Source organism: Amycolatopsis sp. N2S4-7, assembly GCF_058119595.1.
This window is the reverse complement of record NZ_CP172299.1, coordinates 8705288-8722378: the sequence shown is the minus strand read 5'-3', so window position 1 is coordinate 8722378 and position 17091 is coordinate 8705288. Positions and strand designations below refer to the sequence as shown.

The window sequence follows — 17091 nt, the reverse complement described above, 5'->3', positions numbered from 1 at the left end:
GCTCACGCCCGGGAGGTCACGGTGCTCGACGAACTTGATTCGGCGATCGTGCGGCAGCTGCAGGAGGACGCGCGGCAGACCAACCGCGACATCGCCCGCAAGGTCGGCATCGCGCCGTCGACGTGCCTCGAACGCATCCGGCTGCTGCGCGAACGCGGCGTCATCCGCGGCTACCACGCCGACATCGACCTGGCGAGCCTCAACCGCGGCGTCCGGGCCCTCGTCACGGCGCAGGTGCGGCCGCTGAGCCGGGCGGTGATCGACTCCTTCCAACGGTCGATCGCCGAACTGCCGGAGGTGGTCTCGGTGTACGTCACGGCGGGCAGCGACGATTACCTGATCGAAGTGACCACCCCGGACATCGACGCGTTGCACGCATTCCTCACCGACCGGCTCGCGTTGCGCCGGGAGATCGTCGGATTCCGGACGTCGATCGTTTTCCGCCACACGCGCAAGACGACGCTTGAAGCGCTCCCCTAGGGGTATCCGGGGGCTACCCGGAAAGGCGCGACACGCCACCCCTACGTGGACCCCTGAAATCCCCCGGTTCGCACGCTGGGAGGCGGAAACTGTCGGTGGTGAGGCGTCTAATGAGCACGACGGGAAGGAGGCGCCGCCATGATCACCGAACTGAACCACCGTGAGCGGGCCACGTTGAGAGCCGTGGCCGGGGGCCACGCCGAGATCAGCTGCAGCTGCGAGCCCGACCTCTTCATCGACGGCCTGAGCTGCTGCGACCAGTCCACCGTGCACCGGCTCGCCCGGCTCGGGATGATCGCACCGGCCCGCCCGGGCAAGTGCGGCGAGCTCGTGCCCGCCCTGCTCACCGAGGCCGGCTCGCAGGCGCTGGGCGAGGTCCTCGCCATCGCCGCGTAATTGCGTTGCCACACACTGGGGTCACTGTCAGCATCACCCGATGCACGTATTCCTCGAAACCGAGCGGCTGATCCTCCGCCGATTCACCGAGAACGACGCGGACGCGCTCTTCGAGCTCTACGACGACCCGGCCGTGATGAAGTACCTCAATGGGGGCCGGCCGGCGGACCGCACCGAGATCGTCACTCTCGATCTTCCCGCGTTCCTCGGTTACTACGAGCGTTTCCCCGGTTACGGGTTCTGGGTGGCCATCGAGAAGCGCACCGGTGATTTCCTGGGGTGGTTCCACTTCCGCCCGCGGCCGCACGATCCGCCCGACGAGCCGGAGCTGGGGTACCGGCTGCACCGGAAGGCGTGGGGCCAGGGCTACGGCACGGAAGGCTCGGCGGCGCTGATCGCGAAGGGCTTCACCGAACTGGGGGTCCGGCGCGTGACGGCGGCCACCATGGTCGTGAACCAGCGCTCGCGCCGTGTGATGGAAAAACTGGGGATGAAGCTGGTCCGCACGTACTTCGAGGAGTTCCCGGAGCACGAGCGGGCGCCGGGCAGCGAGCACGGCGACGTCGAGTACGCGATCACCCGCGAGGAGTGGGCCGCGGCCCGGGGCTCGTGAGTGCCGCGGGCCGCGGCACTCACGAGCCTTCGGCTCAGCGGTAGACCTCGAACTCGTAGATCCGCGCGGCGCCGTTGCCGTTGTCGGCCGGGTTGGTGACGTTCAGCTTCACGTACCGGGCCGACCGGGTGGTGATCGGGTGGTACGTGCGGCTGGCCCGCGAACCGCTCACGGACGCCACCGTCGTCCACGTCGAGCCGTCGGTCGACGTCTGGATCGTGAACGCGGCGGTGTTCCAGCCCGTCGTCTCGCCGCCGAGGCCGGCGTGCTTGACCACGAACGACGACACGTTCTGCGCCGAGCCGAGGTCGACCTGCAGGAACTTCGTCGCGGCGGTGGTGCAGAACTTGCTGTTGTTCGCCAGGCTGCCGTCGACGGCGTTGGCCGCGCCCTCGGCCGAGTTGCACGACGCCGAGCCCGTGGCCGCCTTGCCCTGCGCCAGGTTCGTCCCGAGCTCCGGCGCGGCGGGCGGCGGCGTGAACCCGTCGTTGTAGGACGGCGGGACGTCCGCCGTGCTCGTGCCCCACCCGCTCGGCGACGAGCCCATCGTGTAGCTGAGCGTCGACGCGCCCGCGATGTCGCCGTAGCGGATCCACGACTTCGTCGTCGCGGTTCCGTTGACGCTGAGGCCCTGCACGTACTGCGCGCCCTGGCCCGCGCCGGCGCCGGTGATCTGGATCGTCCCGCCCGGCCGGATGATCGAGACCGAGGAGAACAGCGGGCCGTGCAGGGCCAGGACGTCCGCACCCGGCGTCGCCGGGTACATCCCCAGCGCGGCGAAGACGTACCACGCCGAGGTGGCGCCGAGGTCGTCGTTGCCGGGCAGGCCGCCCGCGCCGGTGGTGAACGACTCGTTCATCACGCGCCGCACGGCCGAGCTGGTGCCCTGCGGGTAGGCCGCGTAGTTGTACGCCCACGGCACGCCGTGCTCTGGCTCGTTGCCGATGTAGAAGTACGGCTGGGTGAGGCCGCCGTTGAGCTGGGTGAAGTGGTGGTCCAGCCGCTGGACGGCGGTCTTGCGGCCGCCCATCAGGTTGATCACGCCCTGGTAGTTGTAGGGCACCATCCACGTGTACTGCGAGGGGTTGCCCTCGGTGTAGCCGCTGTTGCTCGACGGCACGACCGGCCAGGCCCACGTGCCGTCACTGCCCCGTGGCTGGACGTAACCCGAGTCGGTGCCGAACACGTTCTGCCACCACTGGGCGCGCTGCATGTACGTGGTGTACTTCGTGGTGTCGCCGACCGCCTTCGCGAACTGCGCCACCGCGAAGTCCGACGCCGAGTACTCGAGCGAGTCGGACGGGTCCTCGTAGACGTAGTGGCGGCTGAGGTAGCCGCTTTCCCGGCCGCGGATCGCCTGTCCCTGCGTGGTGCCGCCGCTCGCGCTCTTGTCCATGAGCGTCAGCGCAGCCGCGGTGTCGAAGCCGCGGACGCCGAAGGCGTACATGCTGCCCACGACGATCGGCCCGGGGTCGCCGGTCATCACGAAGTGCTCGTTGCTGTTGTGCGACCACTTGGGCAGCAACCCGCCCTGCTGGCCGTCCAGCACCATCGACTTCGCGATGTCGCCGGCCTCGTTGGGCGCGATCAGCCCGATCAGCGCGGCCCAGGACCGGTAGATGTCCCAGCCGGAGTAGTTCTGGTAGACCGTGTGCGACGCGGTGTGGACCGCCTGGTCGAACCCGCGGTACTGGCCGTTGGTGTCGCTGGCGATGTTCGGGTTCTGGAACACGTGGTACAGCGCCGTGTAGAACTTCTGCAGGTCCGCGGCCGTCCCGCTGCCCACCTGCACGCGGTTGAGGATCGCGTTCCAGCTCGTGTCGGCCGCGCCGCGGATCCCGGCGAAGTCGAAACCGGGGTTCTCGGCGGCGAGGTTCGCCTGCGCGTTGGCCAGGCTGACGAACGAGATGCCGACCTTCGCCTGCACGGTGGTGTTGCCCGAGGTGTCGAACGTGAGGTAGCCGCCGGAGTTCGTGCCGCTGGTGCTCGCGGACCCGGCGTTCACCGTGCCGCCGAGCCAGGTGCCGAACCCGCTCGGCGCGCGGTCGAACTGGATGACGTAGAAGATCTGGTACGTCTTGGAGGATCCGCAGAAGCCGCCACCGGTCACGGAGCCGGTGACCTGGCTACCGCTGATGCTGATCGACCCGTTCCGGCTGCCGGTCGCGCTGCGGCTGGTGTTGACCAGCAGGCGCGCGGACGTCGTGTTCGGGTAGGTCAGCTTCATGAAGCCGGACCGCTGGGTGGCCGACAGCTCGACGGTGGTGTTGTAGGTGTCGAGCTTGTTCTTGTAGTAGCCGGGCGCGGCCGACTCGTTCGCCTTCGTGTAGCGGCCCGCGTACCCGGTCCAGCCGGTGCCCGGTGAGGTCCCGATCGCGCCGGTGATCGGCAGCAGGCCGAGGTCTTCGTTGTTGGGACAGCCGGCGCCGTTGAAGTGGGTGAGGCTGAACTCCTCGATGCTGGTGTCGCTGTAGCGGTACCCGGACGGCGACGCCGTCGGGGTGTCCGGGCTGAACTGCGCCATGCCGAACGGCACGGCCGCCCCCGGGTAGGTGCTGCCCCCGGCGCCGCCGGGCACCGGGTTGGGCGAGTTGCTGTTGTCCGTGCCGATGAAGGGATTCACGTACTGCGTAAGGGCGAGCGTCGCGGCCGTGGCGGGCGCCGCGGGCAGTGCGGCGAGCCCCGCCCCGGCGAGGACCGCGGCGAGCAACGCTCCGCGCAGCCCTCTGCTGAGCCTCGAGAGTGGTCCGGACATGAAACCCTTCCTCTCCTTGTCGCACGCAGTTCGCCGGGCGACAACGTTGTCGGGCGTCGTGACAACGTTGTCAGTCCGGCCTGCGCCGCGCTGACAACGTCCAGGGGATCGAAGTGGTACCGGAACTCGGTGGCACGACATGGTGCCACGGAAGGGCGGGCCGGCGGAAGCGCCGAAAGTTCGTTGTGCGGCAAGCGTTTGCGGGACCGGACCACTCGGGGCCCGTGGACCACTCGCTCCGGCCGGGCGGCACTGCGCGAACACCGAACTCGCGTGATCAGAGACGCGAGTCACGGCTCGGATCACCGGACCTGCACCCAGGTCTCGCCGAGGTTCGTCGTCGTGGCTTCGCCGTTCGTCAGGTCCGCCAGCCAGCTCTCGAAAGCCGGAGCCTCGCCCGGGGCCAAGCCGATCTCGAAGTGGGCTCGTTCGTCGAAGCGGGTGGCGTGGAGCGCGTACGGCGACGCGCGGAGGTCGTTCTCCAGCCGGCCCGCGCGGTCGTAGCTCACCGCCACCTCGACCAAGCTGAGACGCCGGTGTTCTAGTACACCAACCACTTCCAATGCGTCCGAAACGGACTGGCCGTACGCGCGGATCAGTCCGCCGGCGCCGAGGAGGACCCCGCCGAAGTAGCGCGTCACGACCGCGACCGTGTCGGTCAGCTCGCGGCGGCGCAGCACCTCCAGCATCGGCGTCCCCGCGGTGCCCGCCGGTTCGCCGTCGTCGCTGGAGCGCCGGGTTCGCCCATCAGGGCCCAAAACGAACGCGTGACAGTGGTGCCGCGCCCCCGGATCCGCCCGGCGGCGGGCCGCGATGAAGGCGCGCGCGGCCTCCTCCGACGGCACCGGAGCCAGCGCGCAGAGGAACCGGGAGCGCTTGATCTCGATCTCGTGGACGCCTTCACGAGCCACGGAGAGATAACGATCAGTCATCGGACGAGTCCGCCATGCACTCAGCTTCTCACCCCGGCGTGGCGCTCCGGCACGTGCCCCAGACCACATGGGACAGACATTTCCCCAGGTCAGGAGCACCGGAGACCGCTCTGCGGGAGCTCCAGCCCGACATATGGGACTACCCTGGGCCCCGTCAACGTAAGCGTGGCGTTTCCCACCCGGGGGCAACGATGTATGTCGATAACAGCGAATTCACACTATCGTCATAAGACCCCGGCGAACCCGGGAGTAACACCGCGCGCTCCGTCCGGCCCCCACCACAGTGGCCGGTCTGTGCGCGCACGCAGGACCCGACATGTTCGGCTGCCCAGTGTTGTGCGGCCTCCCAGATGACCCGCGTCCGGTTTCCGGCGTCACTAAGCGAACACAGTGCCGCTCGGCCGGTGCCACGCGGCATCCAGCACCTCGACAACAGCAACTGTTCTCGACTGACCATCGCGGTACCGGACCACTTCGTTAACCGGTTCAGCTCGAACCACTCGATGGAGTGAGTACCGGTCGCGCCAACGCCTTGGGAGGCGGCCAGCCGTGACCCACCGTGCCAGTTCCCTGCCCCCGTCCGGGGAGCAGCTCAGCAACGCCGAGGCCAAGGGCCTCTACCGGAGCGACTACGAACACGACGCCTGCGGTGTCGCCTTCGTCGCCGACCTGACCGGGCGCCGAGATCATGCGATCGTCGCCAAGGCCCTGGTCGCGTTGCGCAACCTGGAACACCGCGGGGCTCGGGGCGCCGAACCGGACACCGGCGACGGCGCCGGCCTGCTGATCCAGATCCCGGACGAGTTCTACCGCGAGGTCGTGGACTTCACCCTGCCCGAGCCCGGCGCGTACGCCGTCGGCACGGCTTTCCTGCCGCAGGACGAAAAGCGCCGCGGCCGGGCCATGACGACCATCGAGCGCATCGCCGCCGAGGAGGACATGCGCGTCCTCGGCTGGCGCGAGCTGCCGGTGCACACCGAGCACTGCGGGCCGACCGCGGCCGAGACCATGCCGCACTTCACGCAGCTGTTCCTCGCCGCGCGCCGCCCGAAGCCGGAGCACTCGGACCCGCTGCACATCGAGCGCAGCGCGTTCTGCGTCCGCAAGCGCGCCGAGCACGAGCTCGTCGAGGACGACGTCTACTTCCCCAGCCTCTCCTCGCGCACGATCGTCTACAAAGGAATGCTCACCGAGCCCCAGGTCGAGCGGTTCTTCGCCGACCTGACCGACGAGCGCGTCACCAGCGCCATCGGCCTCGTGCACTCCCGCTTCTCCACCAACACGTTCCCGTCGTGGCCGCTGGCGCACCCGTACCGGTACGTCGCGCACAACGGCGAGATCAACACGCTGCGCGGCAACCGCAACTGGATGGACGCCCGCGAGGCGCTGCTGGAGACCGACCTGATCCCCGGCGACCTCAAGCGGATCTACCCGGTGATCACCCGCGGCGCCAGCGACTCGGCGTCCTTCGACGAGGTCCTGGAGCTGCTCCACCTCGGCGGCCGCTCGCTGCCCCACGCCGTCCTGATGATGATCCCGGAGGCCTGGGAGAACCACCAGGAGATGGACCCGGCGCGGCGCGCCTTCTACGAGTTCCACTCGACGCTGATGGAGCCGTGGGACGGCCCGGCGCTCGTCGCCTTCACCGACGGCAGCCAGATCGGCGCGGTCCTGGACCGCAACGGCCTGCGCCCCGGCCGGTACTGGGTGACCGACGACGGCCTCGTCGTGCTCGCTTCCGAGGTCGGCGTGCTCGACATCGACCCGGCGACGATCGTCCGGAAGGGACGCCTCGAGCCCGGCCGGATGTTCCTCGTGGACACCGTCGAAGGCCGGATCGTCGAGGACGAAGAGGTCAAAACCGAACTCGCCACCGCGCACCCGTACGACGAGTGGGTCGACGCCGGCCTGCTGCACCTCGAAGACCTGCCCGAGCGCGACCGCGAAGTGCCGCTGCACGCCGCGCTCGTCCGCCGCCAGCAGGCGTTCGGCTACACCGAGGAAGAGCTCGAAGCCATCCTCGAGCCGATGGCCCGCACCGGCGCGGAGCCGATCGGCTCGATGGGCAACGACTCGCCGCTCGCGACGCTGTCCAGCCGGCCGCGGCTGATCTTCGACTACTTCATCCAGCTGTTCGCCCAGGTGACGAACCCGCCGCTGGACGCCATCCGCGAGGAGCTCGTCACCGCGCTCGGCACGCAGATCGGCGCCGAGCCGAACCTGCTGGTCGGCGACGCGTCGTCGTGCCGCCGGATCGCGCTGCCGTTCCCGGTGCTCGACAACGACCAGCTCGCCAAGCTGGTGCACGTCAACGACGACGGCGACCTGCCGGAGTTCCAGGCCGTCACCGTGCTCGGCCGGTACAACGTCCACGGCGGCGGCGAGGCGCTCGTCCAGCGGCTCGACGAGATCCGCGCCGAGGTGTCGGAAGCCATCGAAGACGGCGCCCGGCTGATCGTGCTGTCCGACCGCGGCGTCGACGAGAACCACGCCCCGATCCCGTCGCTGCTGCTGACCGGCGCGGTGCACCACCACCTCGTCCGCGAGAAGACGCGCACGCAGGTCGGCCTCATCGTCGAGGCCGGCGACGCGCGCGAGGTGCACCACATCGCGCTGCTCATCGGCTACGGCGTCGCCGCGGTGAACCCGTACCTGGCGATGGCGACCGTCGAGGAGATGGCCCACCAGGGCCTGATCCCGGGCGTGACGCCGAAGCAGGCGACCTACAACCTGATCAAGGCGCTGGGCAAGGGCGTCCGCAAGACGATGTCGAAGATGGGTGTTTCGACCGTCGCGTCCTACACCGGCGCGCAGATCTTCGAGGCGATCGGGCTCGGCGAAGAGGTCATCGAGAACTGCTTCACCGGCACGACGTCCCGCCTCGGCGGCGTCGGCTTCGACACGCTCGCCGACGAGGTCGCGAAGCGGCACAAGTACGCCTTCCCGGCCGACGGCGTCCGGGCCGCGCACCGCGAGCTGGAGACCGGCGCGGACTACCAGTGGCGCCGCGAAGGCGAGCCGCACCTGTTCAACCCGCAGACGGTGTTCAAGCTCCAGCACTCCACGCGGGCCGGGAAGTACGAGGTCTTCAAGGAGTACACCAAGGCCGTCGACGACCAGGCCGAGAAGCTGCTGACGCTGCGCGGGCTGTTCGACTTCAAGTACGGCAAGCGCGCCCCGGTGCCGATCGAGGAGGTCGAACCGGTCTCCGAGATCGTCAAGCGGTTCGCCACCGGCGCGATCTCCTACGGCTCGATCTCGATGGAGATGCACCAGACTCTCGCCATCGCGATGAACCGCCTCGGCGGGAAGTCCAACACCGGTGAGGGCGGCGAAGACGCGGAGCGCCTGTACGACCCGGAGCGGCGCTCAGCGGTCAAGCAGGTCGCCTCCGGCCGCTTCGGCGTCACGAGCGAGTACCTCGTCAACGCCGACGACATCCAGATCAAGATGGCGCAGGGCGCGAAGCCCGGCGAAGGCGGGCAGCTGCCCGGCGCGAAGGTGTACCCGTGGATCGCGAAGACGCGGTTCTCGACGCCGGGCGTCGGGCTCATTTCCCCGCCGCCGCACCACGACATCTACTCGATCGAGGACCTGGCGCAGCTGATCCACGACCTGAAGAACGCCAACCCGAACGCGCGCATCCATGTGAAGCTCGTGTCCGAGGTCGGCGTCGGCACGGTCGCAGCCGGCGTCTCCAAGGCGCACGCCGACGTCGTGCTCATCTCGGGCCACGACGGCGGGACGGGCGCGTCGCCGCTGTCGTCGATCAAGCACGCCGGCGGCCCGTGGGAGCTCGGCCTGGCCGAGACGCAGCAGACGCTGCTGGCCAACCGGCTGCGCGACCGGATCGTGGTGCAGACCGACGGCCAGCTCAAGACCGGCCGTGACGTCGTCGTCGCGGCGCTGCTCGGCGCCGAGGAGTTCGGCTTCGCGACCGCGCCGCTGGTGGTGTCCGGCTGCATCATGATGCGCGTCTGCCACCTCGACACGTGTCCCGTCGGTGTCGCGACGCAGAACCCCAAGCTGCGCGAGAAGTTCAGCGGCAAGGCCGAGTACGTCGTCAACTTCTTCGAGTTCATCGCCCAGGAGGTCCGGGAGTACCTGGCGGAGCTGGGTTTCCGGTCGATCGCCGAGGCGGTCGGGCACGCCGAGTTCCTCGACAAGCGCAAGGCCGTCGAGCACTGGAAGGCGGCCGGGCTGGACCTGTCGCCGATCTTCCACGTGCCCGAGATGGCCCCGGCCGGGCTGCGGCTGCAGCAGACGAAGCAGGACCACGGCCTCGAGAAGGCCCTGGACAACACGCTGATCCAGCTGGCCGAGGGTGCGTTGAACTCCGGCGACAAGGTCCGGCTGGAGCTGCCGGTCCGCAACGTGAACCGGACCGTCGGCACCATGCTCGGGTCGGAGCTGACCAAGCGGTGGGGCGGCGAAGGCCTGCCGGACGACACCATCGACGTCACCTTCACCGGCACGGCGGGCCAGTCCTTCGGCGCGTTCGTGCCGAAGGGCATCACGCTGCGGCTCTACGGCGACGGCAACGACTACGTCGGCAAGGGCCTGTCCGGCGGACGGCTGATCGTGCGGCCGCCGCGGGAGGCCCGGATCGCCGCCGAGGACCACATCATCGCCGGCAACGTGATCGCCTACGGCGCCACCAGCGGCGAAATCTTCATCCGCGGCAAGGTCGGCGAGCGGTTCTGCGTGCGCAACTCGGGCGCGCTGGCCGTCGTCGAAGGCGTCGGCGACCACGGCGGCGAGTACATGACCGGCGGCCGGATGGTCGTGCTCGGCCCGATCGGGCGCAACTTCGCGGCCGGCATGTCCGGCGGCGTCGCGTTCGTGCTGGACCTGCCCGCGCACCGGGTCAACCCGGAGATGGTCGACCTCGACCCGCTCGACTCCGAGGACGCGGACTTCCTGCGCGAAACGCTGGAAAAGCACTACAACGAAACGGAATCCGCGGTCGCGCGGGAACTGCTGGCCGACTGGGACGCGGGGATCGACCGCTTCGGGAAGGTCATGCCGAAGGACTACAAGCGCGTGCTCGCCGCCCAGGTGCAGGCGGAGCGCGACGGGCGCGACGTGAACGAGGCGATCATGGAGGCCGCACATGGCTGACCCCAAGGGCTTTCTGACCACCACCCGCGAAGAGCCGAAGCGCCGTCCGGTCGACCTGCGGCTGATGGACTGGCGGGAGGTCTACGAGGACTTCGCGTCCACGAAGCTGGAGAAGCAGGCCGGCCGCTGCATGGACTGCGGCATCCCGTTCTGCCACCAGGGCTGCCCGCTCGGGAACCTCATCCCGGAGTGGAACACCCTGGTGTGGCGGGAAGACTGGCAGCAGGCGATCGAACGGCTGCACGCGACCAACAACTTCCCGGAGTTCACCGGCACGCTGTGCCCGGCGCCGTGCGAAACCGCGTGCGTGCTCGGGATCAACGACGACCCGGTGACGATCAAGCGGGTCGAGATCTCCATCGTCGACCGCGCCTTCGAAGAGGGCTGGGTGACGCCGCAGCCGCCGACGTCGAAGACGGGCAAGAAGGTCGCGGTCGTCGGGTCCGGCCCGTCGGGACTCGCCGCGGCGCAGCAGCTCACGCGCGCGGGCCACAGCGTCGTGGTCCTCGAGCGGGCCGACAAGATCGGCGGGCTGCTGCGCTACGGCATCCCCGAGTTCAAGATGGAGAAGCACCGCCTCGACCGCCGTCTCGCGCAGATGGAGGCCGAGGGCACGGAGTTCCGGACGTCGGTGAACGTCGGCGTCGACGTTTCGGCGGCCGAGCTCCAGGCGTCCTACGACGCGGTCGTGCTCGCGGGCGGGGCCACCGACTGGCGCGACCTGCCGATCCCCGGCCGGGAACTCGACGGCATCCTGCAGGCGATGGAGTTCCTGCCGCCGGCCAACCGGGTCGCCGCGGGCGAGCTGGAGAAGTCGCCGTTCGACGCTTCCGGCTTGGACGTCGTCGTCATCGGCGGCGGCGACACGGGCGCGGACTGCGTCGGGACGTCGCACCGCCAGGGCGCGCGTTCGGTGACGCAGCTGGAGATCATGCCCAAGCCGCCGGAGTCCCGGTCGGACGCCCACCCGTGGCCGACGTACCCGATGATCTACCGGGTGTCCTCGGCGCACGAAGAGGGCGGCGAGCGGATGTACGCGGTGAACACGCAGGAGTTCCTGGGCGACGATTCCGGTCGTGTCCGGGCCCTGAAGCTGGTCGAGGTCCGCAACGAGGGCGGCAAGTTCGTCCCCGTGGCCGGGACCGAGCGCGAGCTGCCGGCGCAGCTGGTCCTGCTGGCGATGGGCTTCCTCGGGCCGCAGAAGAAGGGCCTGCTCGAAGACCTGGGCGTCGAGCTGGACGCGCGCGGCAACGTGGCGCGCGACAAGGCGTTCAAGACGAGCCTGGACAACGTGTTCGTGGCGGGCGACATGGGCCGCGGCCAGTCCCTGATCGTGTGGGCGATCGCGGAAGGCCGCTCCGCCGCGGCGGGCGTCGACGCGTACCTCACCGGCCGCGGCTTCCTGCCCGCGCCGATCGCGCCCACGGACCGGCCGATCGCGTAGAGCCCGGCGCCGGCGGGTGTGTCACTGTCGCCACCCCCGCCGGCGCTGTTCCACTTCTCAGCCGTAGTAACCCTTTTCGAGGTCGGCCGGCAGCCCCGGGTGCCCCGGCTGCCAGCCGAGCAGCTCCCGGGTCTGCTCCGCGGACGCCGGCTGGTCGATCGCCAGGACCGCGCCCAGGAAGCCGAGTTCCTCGGCTTCCACGGACGTGACCGGCAGGTCGAGGCGGCGGCCGACCACTTCGGCGACGTCGCGGATCCGCACGCCCTCGTCGCCGACCGCGTGCAGCACCGAACCCGCCGGTGCCCGCTCCAGGGCCAGGCGGAACAGGTGGGCCGCGTCCAGGACGTGCACCGCGGGCCAGCGGGCCGTCCCGTCGCCGACGTAGGCGGAAATGCCCTTTTCGCGGTCCCACGCGACCAGGCGTGCGATGAGCCCGTGGGCGTCGCCTTCGCCGTGCACCGAGCGCGGCAGCCGCACGAGGGACGCGCGGACCCCGCGCTCGGCCGTCCTCAGGACGGCGCGGGCGATGTCCGCCCGGCCGGCCACCGGGCCCATGCCGACGGCGTCGTCCTGCTCGGTCGCCGCGCGCCCGGGCACCACCGGGGTCCCCGAGGCGGCCACGAACGGCTTGCCCGAACCCTCGAGCGCGGCGCCGATCGCGGCGACGGCGGCCGCGTCGGTCCGGATCGCGGCGTCCAGCCGGCTGAAGTCGTGGCCGAAGGCCAGGTGGACGACGCCGTCGGCGGCATCCACGCCCGCCTTGAGCGCGGCGAGGTCGTCCAGGTCGCCGCGGACCACGTCGGCGCCCATGGCGGTGACGGCTTCCGCCGAGGCGTCCGACCTGGCGAGGCCGACGACCCGGTGACCCGCTTCGAGGAGTTCGGGGACGAGGGCCGAGCCGATCCAGCCGGACGCGCCGGTGACGAAGACACGCATGGGGTGCTCCCGTTCAGTGATGACACTTGGTGCCATCACCGTAGCACCTGCGACGACACCGGGTGTCATCGCTTAGGCTGGGCCCATGAGCCGCTGGGAGCCGAACGCACGCGAGCGGCTGATGCACGCCGCCGTGGAGGCGTTCCTCGAGCGGGGCTACGACAACGTCACCACGGCCGAGATCACCGAACGGGCCGGGCTGACGAAGCGCACCTTCTTCCGCCACTTCGCCGACAAGCGCGAAGTGCTCTTCGCGGGCCAGGAAATCCTGAGCCGGATCTTCGCGGAGGCGATCGCGGACGCCCCCGCGTCGGCGACCCCGCTCGAGGCGGTCGCGGCGGCGCTGACGGCCGCCTCGGTGCCGTTCGGACCGGAACGGCGCGAGTGGGCGGTGAAGGTCCAGGCGGTGGTCTCGGCCCACCGCGACCTCCAGGAGCGCGAACTGCTCAAGCGCGCGACCCTGGCCGCCGCGATGGCCGGCGCCCTGCGCGAACGCGGCGTCCCCGACCCGGCGGCGAGGCTCGCCGCGCAGATCGGCGGGCTCGCTTTCTCGACGGGCTTCGCCCGCTGGATCGCCCCGGAGAACGACCGGGACTTCGCGTCACTGGCCGCCGAAGCCCTCGCGGAACTCGTGGAAGCGACCGCGACGCTGGGCTGAGTTCCCTTCCCGATCCGCCCGGACGACGTTTTCCGTGGAAATGGCGCGTTCAACTTAATCTTTCGTGTGAATCCGCCGGACGGGTGGCATCTGCGGCCCTCGTCATTGCACTCTGTATTCAGGGGCCACGGTCGGCCGCAGGGGGGACTCGGCCGACCGTGGTACCGCCGAGAGGCGGTTTTGCACACGGGAGGGGACCCGAAATGAGTGTCGATCTGTCCACCACGCTGTCTTGGACCACCGCGACCGGTGACGCCGCGACGATGCTCGGCGAACTGCAGCCGAACATCCTCAAGGCCCACGTCCGCGATCACCTTTCCGCGCTGTTCCTCGGGTTCGGGGACGCGGCGGAGGCGCGGGGCTTCCTGGTTGCGGTCACCGGGAAGATGAAGTCCGCCCAGGCCCACCTCGACGAGGTCGGCGCGTTCAAGGCCGAGGGCGCGGCGGGAACGCCGTACGTCGGCGTCGGGCTCACCGCGGCCGGTTACGGCGTCCTCGGCGTCGAGAACTTCCCGCAGGACAAGGCTTTCCTGCGCGGGATGGCGGCGACGGCGACGCGGCAGAAGCTGAACGACCCGCCGCGCTCGACGTTCGATCCCGGTTACCGCGCCGAAATCCACGCCGTCGTGCTCGTCGGCGACGCCACCGACAAGGCGATGACCGCGCGCCGCAACGAAATCCTCGGCCTGCTGCCCGACTCGGTCACGGTGCTGGCGGAGGAAACGGGCCTCGGCCGGGTCAACGCGCGCGGCGAGGGCATCGAGCACTTCGGGTACGTCGACGGCCGGAGCCAGCCGTTGTTCCTCACCGAAGACGTCGACGCGGAAAAGAACAACACCGACGGCATCAACGTGTGGAATCCGGCGGCGCCGCTTTCCCAGGTGCTGGTCCCGGACACCGCGGCGCCGGATCCCGGCGTGCATTTCGGCAGTTACTTCGTTTTCCGGAAGCTCGAACAGAACGTCCGGCGGTTCAAGCAGGCCGAAGCGGATCTGGCCGACACGCTGGGCCTCGCCGGCGAGGACCGGGAACGCGCCGGGGCGATGCTCATCGGCCGGTTCGAGGACGGCACGCCGTTGACCACCCAGCGGGAGGACGGCGCGGAAAGCCCGGTGTCGAACAACTTCACCTACGACAGCGACCGCGCCGCGCTGAAGTGCCCGTTCCAGGCGCACATCCGCAAGACGAACCCGCGCGGCTCCGGTGGCGCCGAGGAAGCGCCCGACGAGCGGCTGCACCTGATGGCCCGCCGGGGCGTCACGTACGGCGAGCGGCCGGACGACCCGAACGCCGACGTGCCGCCCGCGGCGCGGCCGAGCGGCGGGGTCGGGCTGCTGTTCATGGCGTTCAACTCGGTGCTGGGCAACCAGTTCGAGTTCACCCAGTCCCTCTGGGCGAACAACCCGGGCTTCCCGATCGTCGACGGCGTCACGCCGGGCCTGGACCCGGTGATCGGGCAGGGCGAACGCGGGCCGTCCGACTACACCGTCGACTGGGGCGGGTCGGCGCAGCGCACGGCCGATCCGGTGCCGCAGTCGGTGACGTTGCGGGGCGGCGACTACTTCTTCATGCCGTCACTGGCCTTCCTCCGGTCGCTCTGACCACTGCCGGACCCGGCGGGGCGAGGACGTCGAGGCCTCGACGTCCTCGCCCGAGATTCGTTCGGAGCGCTGCCCCGGCCGGCTCAGAGCGTCGCGAGCCGGTCCAGGGCCAGCAGTCCCGCTCCCAGCCGGCCCGCCTCGTCCCCCAGCTTCGCGATTCGCAGCTCCGGCATCTTCTGGAACGTCAGGTGCGCCGCCAGCCACGCCCGCACCGGCTCCAGCACGTAGTCGGCCGCCGTGAAGAGCCCGCCGCCCAGGACGATCACCTCCGGGCCCAGCAGCGTCAGCAGCGTGCGGATCCCGTGGCCGAGGCCGTCGAGGGCGTCCTGGACCACCGCCACCGCCACTTCGTCACCACCCCGGGCCAGCTCCACCACCTCGCGGGCACCGTCGGCCGGACGGCCCGTCCGCTCGGTGTAGCGGCGGGCGATCGCGGCCGCCGAAGAGATCGCCTCCAGGCAGCCCGTCGCGCCGCAGCCGCACTTGCCCGGGTGGCCGACGTCGATGTGCCCGACCTCGCCCGCCTGCCCGTGCGCGCGGTGGATGCGGCCGTCGAGCAGCAGCGCCGCCGCGATCCCCGTGCCGACCGGGATGAACGCCGCGTTCGTCGCCCCCTGGCCGGCACCCACCCGGAACTCGGCGATGCCGCCCGCGGTGACGTCGTGGCCGAACGCCACCGGCAGCCCGAGCCGCTCCTCCAGGAGCTCGCCGAAGTGGACCTCGCGCCAGTCCAGGTTGGCCGAGAAGTGGCAGATCCGGGTCTCTTCGTCGACGATCCCGGGCACCACGACGCCGACGACGGCGGGCCGCCCGGTGCCGGCCTGCTCCGCCAGCGAAGCCACGATGTCCGCGACCTGCCCGGCCAGCGCGGTCCCGTCCGCGCTGCGCGCCGTCTCCGCGCGCAGTGCCGCCTGCGGCCGCAGCTGCTCGTCGAGCAACGCCGCCTTGATCGTCGTCCCGCCCACATCGAGGGCCGCCACCATTCGAGTCACCGCGGCATTGTCACATTGACGCGCCCGGAAGCGCGGACCTACGCTCAACCGGCCAGACGACGGAATCCGGAACGCGGTGCAAGTCCGCGCGGTCGCGCCACTGTGACCCCCACCAGGGGGAAGCCAGACCCGGACCGTCGTATTCGACCCCGATGAGGCCGCGAAAGCCCGAGGAGGCCACCCATGACCCACCAGGCAGCTCCCGCCGTTCCGCTCCCGATCCGCATCCCGGTCCGCGAGATCCTCCCGTGGGCGGTGTTCGTGGTGCTCCTCGCCCTGATCGCCGTCTACTTCGTGAGTGCCGAGCAGGGCGCCACCGCGGTCTTCGCGAACATGTACGTCCACGAATTCGTGCACGACGGCCGGCACCTGCTCGCCTTCCCCTGCCACTGATCGGCGGGCGCGCGCTCCCATGATGAAGACCCTGCTGGTCCGCGGCATGCTCGCGGGCCTGATCGCCGGCGTGCTCGCGTTCGGGTTCGCCTACGCGTTCGGTGAGCCGTCGGTCGACACCGCCATCGGCCTCGAGGACTCCGGCGGCCACGAACATTCCCACGACGCGGGAGCGGCCGGGCACCACGAGGAGGAGCTCGTCCCGCGGGACATCCAGAGCACCGTCGGGCTGCTCGCCGGCGTCGTCGTCTACGGCGTCGCGATCGGCGGGCTGCTCTCGCTCGCCTTCGCGTTCGCCCAAGGCCGGCTCGGCAACCTGCGTCCGAGGGTGACGGCCCTGCTGCTCGCCGCGGGCGCGTTCGCCGTGGTGTTCCTGGTGCCGTTCCTCAAGTACCCGGCCAACCCGCCCGCGGTGGGGCAGGCCGGCACGATCGGCTCCCGGACCGAGCTGTACTTCGGGTTCGTCGCCGTCTCACTGCTCGTCGGCATCCTCGCGACGGTGTTCGGCCGCAAGCTCGCGGACCGCCTCGGCGCCTGGAACGGGTTCCTCCTCGCCGCGGCGGGCTACCTCGTCGTGATCGGCGTCGTGGCCTGGCTGATGCCGGTGGTCGACGAGGTCCCGGCGACGTTCCCGGCGTCGACGTTGTGGAGCTTCCGGATGGCGTCGGCCGGCACCCAGCTGACGCTCTGGCTGGCGCTGGGCCTGGCGTTCGGCGCCTTCGCCGAGAAGGCGCTGACCAGGAAGGGCGCCACCGCTGCCGCGAGCTGAG

Annotated in this window: 13 protein-coding genes; 9 read left to right on the top strand and 4 right to left on the bottom strand. The window is 70.4% G+C overall.

Going from position 1 to position 17091, the window contains the following annotated elements; genetic code table 11:
- Positions 1 to 21: 21 nt before the first annotated feature.
- The 3 genes from ACH54P_RS41070 to ACH54P_RS41060 all read left to right on the top strand — a co-directional run bounded on the left by ACH54P_RS41070 (position 22) and on the right by ACH54P_RS41060 (position 1489).
- Positions 22 to 480, top strand: coding sequence for an Lrp/AsnC family transcriptional regulator (locus tag ACH54P_RS41070; protein ID WP_489908691.1), 459 nt, complete (start codon positions 22 to 24; stop codon positions 478 to 480).
- A 138-nt stretch (positions 481 to 618) separates the two neighbouring features.
- Positions 619 to 876, top strand: coding sequence for a hypothetical protein (locus tag ACH54P_RS41065; RefSeq protein ID WP_489908690.1), 258 nt, complete (start codon positions 619 to 621; stop codon positions 874 to 876).
- A 40-nt stretch (positions 877 to 916) separates the two neighbouring features.
- On the top strand, positions 917 to 1489 hold the full coding sequence (locus ACH54P_RS41060) for a GNAT family N-acetyltransferase (protein ID WP_489908689.1): 573 nt from the start codon (positions 917 to 919) through the stop codon (positions 1487 to 1489).
- Between the two features lie 34 nt (positions 1490 to 1523).
- Here ACH54P_RS41060 and ACH54P_RS41055 read toward each other — a convergent pair whose 3' ends face one another.
- Both ACH54P_RS41055 and ACH54P_RS41050 read right to left on the bottom strand, forming a co-directional pair.
- Positions 1524 to 4244 (bottom strand): GH92 family glycosyl hydrolase, encoded by a 2721-nt coding sequence (locus ACH54P_RS41055; protein ID WP_489908688.1) that lies wholly within the window; start codon positions 4242 to 4244, stop codon positions 1524 to 1526.
- 302 nt (positions 4245 to 4546) lie between these two features.
- Positions 4547 to 5176 (bottom strand): YigZ family protein, encoded by a 630-nt coding sequence (locus tag ACH54P_RS41050; RefSeq protein ID WP_489908687.1) that lies wholly within the window; start codon positions 5174 to 5176, stop codon positions 4547 to 4549.
- Positions 5177 to 5725: 549 nt separating this feature from the next.
- Between ACH54P_RS41050 and gltB the strand changes: the two genes are divergently transcribed.
- On the top strand, positions 5726 to 10297 hold the full coding sequence (gene gltB, locus ACH54P_RS41045) for a glutamate synthase large subunit (RefSeq protein ID WP_489908686.1): 4572 nt from the start codon (positions 5726 to 5728) through the stop codon (positions 10295 to 10297).
- Positions 10290 to 11741, top strand: coding sequence for a glutamate synthase subunit beta (locus ACH54P_RS41040; RefSeq protein ID WP_489908685.1), 1452 nt, complete (start codon positions 10290 to 10292; stop codon positions 11739 to 11741). The genes gltB and ACH54P_RS41040 overlap by 8 nt, the downstream gene beginning before the upstream one ends.
- A gap of 57 nt (positions 11742 to 11798) precedes the next feature.
- On the opposite strand, the gene ACH54P_RS41035 is transcribed toward ACH54P_RS41040, so the two are convergent.
- Positions 11799 to 12677 (bottom strand): SDR family oxidoreductase, encoded by an 879-nt coding sequence (locus tag ACH54P_RS41035; RefSeq protein WP_489908684.1) that lies wholly within the window; start codon positions 12675 to 12677, stop codon positions 11799 to 11801.
- A gap of 85 nt (positions 12678 to 12762) precedes the next feature.
- On the opposite strand from ACH54P_RS41035, the gene ACH54P_RS41030 reads away from it, so the two are divergent.
- Positions 12763 to 13335: a TetR/AcrR family transcriptional regulator gene (locus ACH54P_RS41030; protein WP_489908683.1), complete on the top strand. Its 573-nt coding sequence runs from the start codon at positions 12763 to 12765 to the stop codon at positions 13333 to 13335.
- A gap of 203 nt (positions 13336 to 13538) precedes the next feature.
- The gene (locus ACH54P_RS41025) at positions 13539 to 14936 is read left to right on the top strand and encodes a Dyp-type peroxidase (protein WP_489908682.1); all 1398 of its coding nucleotides are present in this window, start codon (positions 13539 to 13541) and stop codon (positions 14934 to 14936) included.
- An 83-nt stretch (positions 14937 to 15019) separates the two neighbouring features.
- Here ACH54P_RS41025 and ACH54P_RS41020 read toward each other — a convergent pair whose 3' ends face one another.
- Entirely contained in the window at positions 15020 to 15919 is a 900-nt protein-coding gene (locus ACH54P_RS41020; protein WP_489916930.1) for an ROK family protein, read from the bottom strand.
- Positions 15920 to 16111: 192 nt separating this feature from the next.
- On the opposite strand from ACH54P_RS41020, the gene ACH54P_RS41015 reads away from it, so the two are divergent.
- On the top strand, positions 16112 to 16321 hold the full coding sequence (locus ACH54P_RS41015) for a CbtB domain-containing protein (protein WP_489908681.1): 210 nt from the start codon (positions 16112 to 16114) through the stop codon (positions 16319 to 16321).
- 19 nt (positions 16322 to 16340) lie between these two features.
- A complete protein-coding gene (locus ACH54P_RS41010) occupies positions 16341 to 17090 on the top strand; it encodes a CbtA family protein (RefSeq protein ID WP_489908680.1) in 750 nt (249 codons plus the stop codon).
- Position 17091: the final 1 nt, after the last annotated feature.

Excerpts from the sequence above, each read along its gene's own strand:
- ACH54P_RS41065 (WP_489908690.1), top strand. The coding sequence starts at position 619 with ATGATCACCGAACTGAACCACCGTGAGCGGGCCACGTTGAGAGCCGTG.
- ACH54P_RS41060 (WP_489908689.1), top strand. The coding sequence starts at position 917 with ATGCACGTATTCCTCGAAACCGAGCGGCTGATCCTCCGCCGATTCACC.
- ACH54P_RS41055 (WP_489908688.1), bottom strand. The coding sequence starts at position 4,244 with ATGTCCGGACCACTCTCGAGGCTCAGCAGAGGGCTGCGCGGAGCGTTG.
- ACH54P_RS41050 (WP_489908687.1), bottom strand. The coding sequence starts at position 5,176 with ATGACTGATCGTTATCTCTCCGTGGCTCGTGAAGGCGTCCACGAGATC.
- ACH54P_RS41040 (WP_489908685.1), top strand. The coding sequence starts at position 10,290 with ATGGCTGACCCCAAGGGCTTTCTGACCACCACCCGCGAAGAGCCGAAG.
- ACH54P_RS41035 (WP_489908684.1), bottom strand. The coding sequence starts at position 12,677 with ATGCGTGTCTTCGTCACCGGCGCGTCCGGCTGGATCGGCTCGGCCCTC.
- ACH54P_RS41030 (WP_489908683.1), top strand. The coding sequence starts at position 12,763 with ATGAGCCGCTGGGAGCCGAACGCACGCGAGCGGCTGATGCACGCCGCC.
- ACH54P_RS41025 (WP_489908682.1), top strand. The coding sequence starts at position 13,539 with ATGAGTGTCGATCTGTCCACCACGCTGTCTTGGACCACCGCGACCGGT.
- ACH54P_RS41020 (WP_489916930.1), bottom strand. The coding sequence starts at position 15,919 with ATGGTGGCGGCCCTCGATGTGGGCGGGACGACGATCAAGGCGGCGTTG.
- ACH54P_RS41015 (WP_489908681.1), top strand. The coding sequence starts at position 16,112 with ATGACCCACCAGGCAGCTCCCGCCGTTCCGCTCCCGATCCGCATCCCG.
- ACH54P_RS41010 (WP_489908680.1), top strand. The coding sequence starts at position 16,341 with ATGATGAAGACCCTGCTGGTCCGCGGCATGCTCGCGGGCCTGATCGCC.